The 9,108-nt window shown below is 44.5% G+C and carries 8 protein-coding genes and 1 pseudogene; 4 read left to right on the forward strand and 5 right to left on the reverse strand.

The annotated features are described in order from the left end of the window. Positions 1 to 89: 89 nt before the first annotated feature. Positions 90 to 272: pseudogene (locus tag MSG38_RS24035) on the reverse strand (hypothetical protein); the annotation flags it as partial. A gap of 163 nt (positions 273 to 435) precedes the next feature. On the opposite strand from MSG38_RS24035, the gene MSG38_RS11325 reads away from it, so the two are divergent. The 3 genes from MSG38_RS11325 (at position 436) to MSG38_RS11335 (ending at position 3,887) form a co-directional block, all read left to right on the forward strand. After that, on the forward strand, positions 436 to 2,256 hold the full coding sequence (locus MSG38_RS11325) for an ATP-binding protein (protein WP_248401884.1): 1,821 nt from the start codon (positions 436 to 438) through the stop codon (positions 2,254 to 2,256). A 29-nt stretch (positions 2,257 to 2,285) separates the two neighbouring features. Beyond that, a complete protein-coding gene (locus MSG38_RS11330; RefSeq protein WP_248401885.1) occupies positions 2,286 to 3,635 on the forward strand; it encodes a sigma-54 dependent transcriptional regulator in 1,350 nt (449 codons plus the stop codon). 78 nt (positions 3,636 to 3,713) lie between these two features. Then, positions 3,714 to 3,887: a hypothetical protein gene (locus tag MSG38_RS11335; protein ID WP_170930203.1), complete on the forward strand. Its 174-nt coding sequence runs from the start codon at positions 3,714 to 3,716 to the stop codon at positions 3,885 to 3,887. Positions 3,888 to 3,933: 46 nt separating this feature from the next. Here MSG38_RS11335 and MSG38_RS11340 read toward each other — a convergent pair whose 3' ends face one another. From MSG38_RS11340 to MSG38_RS11350, 3 genes are all read right to left on the reverse strand, one after another. After that, positions 3,934 to 5,295: a TRAP transporter large permease gene (locus MSG38_RS11340; RefSeq protein ID WP_048661477.1), complete on the reverse strand. Its 1,362-nt coding sequence runs from the start codon at positions 5,293 to 5,295 to the stop codon at positions 3,934 to 3,936. A gap of 2 nt (positions 5,296 to 5,297) precedes the next feature. Further along, positions 5,298 to 6,053: a TRAP transporter small permease gene (locus MSG38_RS11345; RefSeq protein WP_048607896.1), complete on the reverse strand. Its 756-nt coding sequence runs from the start codon at positions 6,051 to 6,053 to the stop codon at positions 5,298 to 5,300. Between the two features lie 64 nt (positions 6,054 to 6,117). Beyond that, positions 6,118 to 7,113 (reverse strand): TRAP transporter substrate-binding protein, encoded by a 996-nt coding sequence (locus MSG38_RS11350; RefSeq protein WP_016788636.1) that lies wholly within the window; start codon positions 7,111 to 7,113, stop codon positions 6,118 to 6,120. A gap of 346 nt (positions 7,114 to 7,459) precedes the next feature. On the opposite strand from MSG38_RS11350, the gene MSG38_RS11355 reads away from it, so the two are divergent. Continuing rightward, positions 7,460 to 7,867, forward strand: a complete 408-nt coding sequence (locus tag MSG38_RS11355) for a thioesterase family protein (protein WP_009847292.1) — start codon at positions 7,460 to 7,462, stop codon at positions 7,865 to 7,867. Positions 7,868 to 7,887: 20 nt separating this feature from the next. Here MSG38_RS11355 and MSG38_RS11360 read toward each other — a convergent pair whose 3' ends face one another. After that, positions 7,888 to 8,715 (reverse strand): 4'-phosphopantetheinyl transferase superfamily protein, encoded by an 828-nt coding sequence (locus MSG38_RS11360; RefSeq protein WP_248401928.1) that lies wholly within the window; start codon positions 8,713 to 8,715, stop codon positions 7,888 to 7,890. Between the last annotated feature and the right edge of the window lie 393 nt (positions 8,716 to 9,108).

Genomic DNA, 9,108 nt, shown 5'->3' on the forward strand with positions numbered 1-9,108 from the left:
ACGCAATAAAGCTTGTTTTCAGAAACAAGAAAGGTATCTCCGATTAGCCTCAGGACAGAAATTTTAGATGCGACATTCTAGCGATCTGTTTAATCTCTGTCGAGCCGTTCACCTCTGCATGATGATGAATGCTCTAAATTCGTCCAACTAAGTGATACAAAAACGATCAAATCATCACTTAGCACAACAGAAATGGGGACAATAGCGACTTTTTCAAGGGAATCGAGGGCTTTTTTTGCTAAAAACCTTAAAAAGAGATCTTGCTCTTGTTTTACCCCTCAGAGTCGATAACTTTTTCAACAATCCCCGTTACAAACCCTTAACCTACATCCATCTGTTCACTCTCTGCTTTCAGCAAAAACTACCGCTATTTGCTACCATAAACGAGAGAAGACAGGCTTGATTGTTTACCAAAGAAATCAGCGGAGAGCCTTCATGTTTCAAGCTTTTAGAATCCCAATACTGTTAATGGTCACATACAGTTTACTGATGGTGTTTGGCGGTCATTGGGTGTGGAGCACGAGCCATGAAAGTTTGTTAAATGATCATCAATCTAAGCTGGACCGCTTTTCTGTTCATATTTCAAGCCAATTGGATAAGTTCGCGCACATTCCCGAGCTGCTTTCAAAAGACAAAGAGCTGGTCGATGCCCTGCACTCTCCAAGTAACTCTGCGCAAATCGAACTCACAAATCGCTATCTAGAGCACGTAAACTCGGTGATTCAAGCATCCGACACCTACCTACTAGACAGTATCGGCACCACCATTGCAGCCAGTAACTGGAATCAACCGCGTTCTTTTATTCGTCGTAATTTTGCTTTCCGTCCTTACTTCCAAGAAGCGATTATTGGTAATGAAAATCAATATTTTGCGCTAGGTTCAACCTCAGGAAAGCGCGGCTATTATTATTCTTACCCTGTCTCCTATGCCGCCGAGATTATTGGCGTCATTGTCGTAAAGATGGATTTATCGCTGATTGAAGCAAGTTGGAAAGGCAAACAGAGTTTTTTTGTTGCTGACGATAAAGACCAGATCGTATTTATGTCGAGTAACCCTGAATGGCTTTTCAAAAGTCTTCAGCCGCTAAGCGAAGCGCAACACACTCGAATTCAAGAAAGCAGGCAGTATCTCGATACAAAAATAGAAAGCCTGCACTTCTCTGGCGATTTAGACAGTGCCACTAGTCGTATTGAGTCGCCACACAAACTCGTCCAAGAGCAGTTCTTTAGCTCTTCGCGTTTCCTAGCCGAACCAAAACTCACAATCCGAGTATTTTCTCCAACCCACTTAGTTTGGTGGGACTTGGTTGCTTACCTTGTGGTTTTGAGCCTAATCTTTGCGATTGTTTATCTAACAATGCAGCTCAACCACCATAGACAACAAAGACGAGCTCAGATCGACAGGCTGCAATCCGAAGCTAAACAAAAGCTTGAGTTTCAAGTGCTTGAGCGTACATCGGAGTTGCATGTCGAGATCAAACACCGTATCGAAACCGAGCATGTGCTGAGGCAAACTCAAGACGAGCTCATCCAAGCCGCTAAACTGGCGGTGCTAGGGCAGATGTCAGCGAGCATCAGTCACGAGCTAAATAACCCGCTCGCTGCGATTCGCAGTTATGCCGACAATGGCCGACTCTTCCTTGCCAAAGATAAAACCGATCGAGTCGACGACAACCTATCTCGAATCTCAGCACTCACTGATCGTATGGCGAAAATCAGCCACCAGCTTCGCTCCTTCGCCAAGAAATCCACCGCGGAAGAGCTACACACATTACAAATACTTCCAGTTTTACATTCATCGAAAGAGCTGATGAAGCCACAACTCAAGAGCGAGCGAGTTAAGGTCAACGAACTCCCTGAGACCTTTGATGCTTGCGTGCTCGCCAACGCCATTCAACTGGAACAGGTGATCATTAACCTGCTGACCAACGCGATTCAGGCGATGGAACAACAAGACGACAAACAATTAACTATTCTGTTAGAGATTAGGGAGTCCGACCATCAACAAGCCAAGACCTTGCTGATTCATGTCGATGATAACGGCCCCGGCTTCACCTCCCCTTCGAACGGAAACTTTTTTGAACCTTTCCATACCACCAAGAAAAACGGACTTGGACTTGGGCTATCAATTTCTCAACAAATAATCAGCGGAATAAATGGCAAGCTCGTTACAGGAAGCAGCCCTCAAGGTGGTGCTCGATTCAGCATAGAGTTGCCCCTTGTTGAACAAGAACAGCAAGTAAGAACTCAGCAATAACCAGAATACAAAGAAGTAAAGGAATCACTATGTGTCACGTCTATTTCATTGATGATGAACCCGACCTAAGAATGGCGATTGAACAGAGCTTCGAGCTCGCCGACATTGATGCCGAATTCTTTCCCGATGCGGAGTCGGCTCTGCTCGCGATTCAAGAAAACGGCTTACCTCACGTGATCATCACTGATATCTGTCTACCAGGTCTATCCGGGCATGATCTGCTCAACACCGTGATGCACAAAGACAAAGAGATCCCCGTGATCATGATTACAGGTCACGGCGATATTTCGATGGCCGTTCAAGCAATCCAATACGGCGCCTATGACTTCATCGAAAAGCCGTTCGCCAATGAACGCCTAATCGAAACCACCAAACGAGCGATAGAAAAACGTCAGCTCACCCTCGAGAACCTTGAGTTAAAACGTTCACTCAAGGCCAGCCAAGCGCTTGGCCCAAGGATCATTGGTGACACGCAATCAATGACGGATCTGCGGTCTATCATCACTCACGTTGCCGATACTAATGCCGACATATTGCTATTTGGCGAAACAGGTACAGGCAAAGAATTAGTTGCACGTTCTCTGCATGAACAAAGCAGCAGGCGGGAACAAAACTTCGTCGCGGTCAACTGTGGAGCGGTCCCTGAAAACCTAATTGAGAGTGAACTGTATGGCCATGAGAAAGGGGCATTCACTGGCGCTGAAAGCAAACGTGTCGGTAAATTTGAATTTGCTCAAGGCGGAACTCTGTTCTTAGATGAAATTGAATCCATGCCAATGCAGGCACAAATTCGCTTGTTGCGCGTCTTGCAAGAACGCGTCATCGAAAGGGTTGGCTCAAACGGATTAGTCCCACTTGATATTCGAGTAATCGCCGCAACCAAAGTTGACTTAAAAAAGGCTGCTGAAGAAGGCACTTTCCGCCAAGATCTCTATTATCGACTCAATGTTGTGACCCTAGATTTGCCACCGTTAAGAAGCCGACAAGAAGATATCCCAGCACTCTTCCACCACTTCTTACTGGTCGCTGCGGCGCGTTATGGCAAGACAGCCCCAGCCCTTCCACAAAAGGAGCTGCATGCCCTTTTAGCTCATGATTGGCCGGGAAATGTTCGAGAATTACGTAACACTGCAGAGCGTTTTGTGCTTTTAGGTAAGCTTTCTCACTTATCAGACAGCGCCACTGAAACTACTCAAGAGCTGTCTTTGGCAGAATTGGTATCTGACTTTGAAAAAAACACGTTGAAGCAGGCACTTATTGAATGCAATGGCAGTATAAAAGAGACCATGGAGAGGCTGCAATTACCGAGGAAAACCCTCTACGATAAGATGCAAAAACACCAGCTAACGAAAGAATCTTATAAGGTAGAACCAAACTAAATTAGATTTGGGAGCAAGATCACCTATACTTATTTCGACAACAGGATGTTATGCAATAAATATAATAAGGAAGTCGTTATGGGTGAGAAAACAAAAGTGCCATCGATTACCGATACTTTCGAGATAGATGGTATTTTTTATACTGACAATCATGTCGATCTATACACGCCAGAATTAGAGGCAAAACGCGCTCTGTATGAGCAGATAAACCCTCATTCAAATCGTGGCAGAAATATAGATGAGGAGGTCTAGTGACCTCCTCATTTTTTTATGGGTTAAATTCCATGTCACCAAATAACTACTTGGTTATGATTTCCGGTCCCATCAATGTGGTCGGTAACCATGTTGATACCCACGGCACGTAAGTGACGATAATCAAGAATAAGAACATCACGCCTACCCACGGCAATGCAGCTTTCACTACGTTCATCATCGACATCTTCGCAACCCCTGCGGTCACAAACAAGTTGAGCCCCACAGGTGGCGTTATCATCCCTATCTCCATATTCACCACCATCATGATGCCAAGGTGAATTGGGTCGATGCCCAGTGCAATGGCAATTGGGAATACCAACGGCGCTACGATTATCAGCAAACCTGATGGCTCCATGAACTGCCCACCAATCAAGAGTAGAACGTTCACCACAATCAAGAAGGTGATCGGTCCTAAGCCAGCAGAAAGCATAGACTCAGTGATCATTTGAGGAATACGCTCTTCTGTCAGTACATGCTTAAGAATCAACGCGTTGGCAATAATAAACAGCAGCATGATAGTCAGCTTACCCGCATCATAGAGCGTGTCTTTGGTGTCTTTGTGACAAAAGGTTTGGAACACTTTCACCAGCGCAGGCTTGGTATTGTTCTTGTCAGCGAAAGGTCCCATATCTTTATAGATAAAGTTGGCAATAAAGAATGCGTAAACCGCTGCTACAGCCGCCGCTTCTGTTGGTGTAAAGATACCTCCGTAGATACCACCTAAAATGATAACAATCAGCAACAAGCCCCAGCTCGCATCTTTCGCGGCTGCGAACATCTCGCCCCAACCCACGAATGGCTGTGCAGGAATCTTCTTAATACGTGCTGCAATGTAGATAGCTATCATCAACATCACACCCGCCAACAGACCAGGAATCACGCCACCTAAGAACATACGACCGACAGATACATCCGTCGCCGCAGCGTAAACCACCATAACGATTGACGGTGGAATCAAAATACCCAAAGTACCCGCGTTACAGATAACCCCTGCCGCGAACTCTTTTGTGTAGCCGTTTTTGATCATACCCGCGATAACAATACTACCGATTGCCACTACCGTTGCAGGAGATGAACCAGATAACGCTGCGAACATCATACACGCCACAACCGACGCCATCGCCAAGCCGCCGCGGAACCAACCCACCATCGCTATAGCAAAACGGATAATACGTTTCGCCACGCCACCAGTAGACATGAAACTAGAGGCCAAGATAAAGAAAGGGATCGCTAAGAGTGTGTAGTGGCCTGCAAAAGCATTAAACAGCGTTTGTGCGACTGAAGCTAATGACGCATCTGAATGCATCAATAAGAATATTACGCTCGATAAACCGAGGGAAATTGCAATTGGTACACCGACCAACATGAAAGCAATTACCATTAAAAATAGAAATAACATTGCCATGATTAGTCTTCCTTACCGTTAGATTTTGTACTCGACTCATTCGCTTTGTTCTGCGGAGTCGAATTCAATACCGCTGTTGCATCTTCGTCAGAGCCCGCTAGCACGTCCGCTTTCAATGCATCCAGCTCTTCTTCGGCTTCGTGTCCTGCAATCATGCGGTCAAGCTTGCCTGTGACGACTTGGTAAGCAACTTGAGCAAAACGAAACGTCAGCATTGCCATACCAATCGGCAGCGCCATATAAGGAATAAAACGTGGCAGTTTCTCGTATCGCTCGCCTTCATTCAGCCAGTCAGCAAGAAACTGAAGCATCTCTGGCATTGGAATATCGTCGGTCTCGTACCATGCGCGATCGGTCGCGAATGGGTACCAATAATTCCAAGAACCGATAAGAAGTAAGATTGAAAATGCTAGGCAGCTTGTCACGGCGATGAGCGCATACACTTTGCGTAGCTTTTCTGGGGCAAGGTTGATAATCACATCAACACCAATGTGGAAATGTTTTTTAACGCCATAAGATGCGCCCACTAACACCATCCAAGCAAACATGAACACGGTCAGTTCCAGTGCCCATAAGATGTTGTCATTAAATGCGTATCGAAATACCACGTTGGCAAAAGTAAGTAGCGTCATTGCGCCAAGAAAAAATGCGATTAATGACTCTTCAATCACATCCGTAACTCTTCCGACTTTGGAAAAAAGAGAGGTTTCCAGTGCTGATTCGCTAGAATTTGGTTGTTCCATTTGAGGCTTTTCCATAATTGACTCCGCTTATAATTGTTTTAATAAGGAGTGACGAATACTCGCCACTCCCTTAGCGGTGTTATTGGTTTGAAGCTAACGCTGCATCGATAAGGTCTGAACCGATGTCTTTTTCAAACTTCTTCCATACTGGTTGAAGTGCAGCTACCCACGCTTCACGCTGTTCAGGCGTAAGTGTACGAACCTCACCACCCGCTTCGATGATGTTGTTTTTGTTCGCTAGGTTAACTTTTGAAGATTCTGCATTACGCGTCTCAGACACTTCTTGAACGATAGTGCCAAGCTGTGTGCGTACATCTTCAGGTAGGTCTTTCCAGAAGTCGTTTGACGTTACAACTAGGTAATCCAAGATACCGTGATTGGTTTCAGTCACGCCGTCTTGTACTTCAAAGAACTTCTTACCGTAAATGTTTGACCATGTGTTCTCTTGGCCATCGATAACCTTAGTTTGCAGGCCACCGTACACTTCTTTGAAAGACATCTTCTGTGGGTTAGCGCCTAGTTGTTCAAACTGAGCCACCAATACATCCGATGCTTGAACACGGAATTTCAAACCTTTTGCATCTTCAGGGCTGATAAGAGGTTTGTTCGCCGACATCTGTTTCATGCCATTGTGCCAAAACGCTAGACCTTGAAGGCCACGACGCTTCATCGCATTCTTCAGTTTTTCGCCAGATTCTGAGTTTTGGAAACGGTCAACGGCTTCTACGTCTTCAAATAGGAAAGGAAGGTCAAAAATGCGGTATTTCTTAGTGAACTTCTCAAATTTAGACAACGATGGCGCCGCCATTTGAACATCACCATTTAACAGGGCTTCCAGTACCTTATTATCATCGTAAAGCGTTGAGTTAGGGAAAACTTGCATACAAGCTTTGCCATTCATTTCCGTGTTTACTCGCTCTTCCAGTAAAGAAGCGGCGATGCCTTTCGGGTGCTTATCGGTATTGGTTACATGACTGAATTTAATCACGATTTCACCAGGGTCACAGTTTGCAGCAGCATTAAAACTTGTGAGCGCCAGAGCAGATACAGACAGCAGGGTAAGAGGCTTAAACATTATTATTCTCCTTAGTAAACAAAGCAGCCCTTCAATGGGAACTGCGTGCTTTCACTAAGGCAATTAGCGCGCCACATTAACACAATTCATTAACAAGCCTTTAACCACAAGGCTTCATCAGATCTGCTTGCAGTTGTCGCTAACTCGCTACAAAAATTAATGGGTGGAAAATGACACATAGAATATTTGTAAATGGGTGGAAGCTGACCAATGTAATAGTAATGAATGAGGTCTGACCAAAAGCCACATTACCGATGATGTCTTGAAGTAATTTCGACCTATCCTGTAGAGTGCTGCACAACTTAGCCAGATTTACTGTCCCACTACTTACCAAGAGTTGATACTAATGAGTCAGATCTACCATCACCCAGTACAAATTTACTATGAAGATACCGATCACTCAGGTGTGGTTTATCACCCTAACTTTCTTAAATACTTCGAGCGTGCACGCGAACATGTATTGGGTAGCGATAAACTGGCAACATTGTGGAATGAACATGGATTAGGTTTTGCGGTATATAAAGCCAACATGACTTTCCAAGATGGGGTTGAGTTCGCTGAGATCTGCGACATCCGAACCTCTTTTGAACTTGATGGCAAATACAAAACGCTATGGCGACAAGAAGTGTGGCGTAAAGATGCAACCAAACCTGCGGTGATTGGTGATATCGAAATGGTTTGCCTAGACAAAGACAAGCAACTGCAGCCCGTGCCTGCTGAAGTATTAAAAGCGATGCTTGGCGAAACGAGCTAACTTCACCTCACCAAACTCGCTTAAAAGAGATGAAACGACGAAAAGGTTCTCATCTCTAATTGCATTGGTAGACTCGCCCCACCAAGCGTAACCGCAAAGCGATACTGCTCATCCAGCCGCCCTAAGCAACACTGCCAATCTGTAGAACTATCGGTTTTCTCAGTAACATCCAACCCAACTCCACTGTATATGCTGATTTCACCATGCAATCTAATTTCATCCTGCAAGTTTGGTTGAAAATCCGAAGCGTGAAGTGACAGTGTTTGCTCCGTCAGATTGGAGAAATCGAACGAAAAGCTTCGCAACGATGTGGCTAGCCCTTTACCTGTCGCTTTGATATACGACTCCTTCAGCGCCCACAGATCGAAAAAACGCTCTCTCTGTTCTTCTTTGCTGAGCTCAAGTAAATCCGCCAATTCTTTATCTGAAAAGTAGTGCTTCATGATCGAGTCGATATTGGTCGAACTTCTTGCATGTTCGATATCGACACCCAATTGAACTTGCTTCCCTTCTCTCTGGCAAACTGCAATCAACAAATGTTCTTTGCTATGACTGATATTGAAGTTTAACCCCGTCTTAAATTGCTGTTCGGCGGCTAAACTTGGCTTTCCTTTCTCGCCATATTCAAAGCGCCACGCTTCGGGCATTAAATCAGAATAGCTAGACAACACCTTTCTTAGGTAGTTGCGAACATACAGGGCTTGAACTTGAGATGAGGGCATTCGATACCGCTCGACTTTCGCTATTTCATCAGCTGTGAGTGTCTGTTTGAGGTGTGACTTACTGCCGACATCATCACGCAAATCACTCAAAGAACATAACCACAAATCAACGATTGGATTTTCCAATTTACTCACGCTCACTTCTTCAAACCACTTATCAAAAAAACACCCAAACGAACAAATTTAACTCACCTATAATTTGAGATAAACATAGAGAATCTGCGCAGGAAACACCCTTCATATAGGGACTTAAAACTAACTTTCAAAATAATAACAAATTAAAACACAGATCACACTCCACCTTACGGAACAGGCATCTATTAAATGTTACTTACAAAAATCTGACATAGATCCCACCAAGTCAAAAAATAGAGTATAAACACTAAAAAACCACCCATACCCATTAATTATCAATAAGTTAATTCCATTAAAAATACAAAAAACAAAAGTTCAGCAAAATCATCTGGTCTGAACAGATCATAGTGGCCTCTGGGAGCATTGTATCGGCCACTCACCTCG

It is taken from the genome of Vibrio sp. 1CM24A (genome assembly GCF_023161725.1).
GTDB lineage: Bacteria > Pseudomonadota > Gammaproteobacteria > Enterobacterales > Vibrionaceae > Vibrio > Vibrio coralliirubri.

Excerpts from the sequence above, each read along its gene's own strand:
- MSG38_RS11335 (WP_170930203.1), top strand. The coding sequence starts at position 3,714 with ATGGGTGAGAAAACAAAAGTGCCATCGATTACCGATACTTTCGAGATA.
- MSG38_RS11350 (WP_016788636.1), bottom strand. The coding sequence starts at position 7,113 with ATGTTTAAGCCTCTTACCCTGCTGTCTGTATCTGCTCTGGCGCTCACA.
- MSG38_RS11355 (WP_009847292.1), top strand. The coding sequence starts at position 7,460 with ATGAGTCAGATCTACCATCACCCAGTACAAATTTACTATGAAGATACC.
- MSG38_RS11325 (WP_248401884.1), top strand. The coding sequence starts at position 436 with ATGTTTCAAGCTTTTAGAATCCCAATACTGTTAATGGTCACATACAGT.
- MSG38_RS11340 (WP_048661477.1), bottom strand. The coding sequence starts at position 5,295 with ATGGCAATGTTATTTCTATTTTTAATGGTAATTGCTTTCATGTTGGTC.
- MSG38_RS11330 (WP_248401885.1), top strand. The coding sequence starts at position 2,286 with ATGTGTCACGTCTATTTCATTGATGATGAACCCGACCTAAGAATGGCG.
- MSG38_RS11345 (WP_048607896.1), bottom strand. The coding sequence starts at position 6,053 with ATGGAAAAGCCTCAAATGGAACAACCAAATTCTAGCGAATCAGCACTG.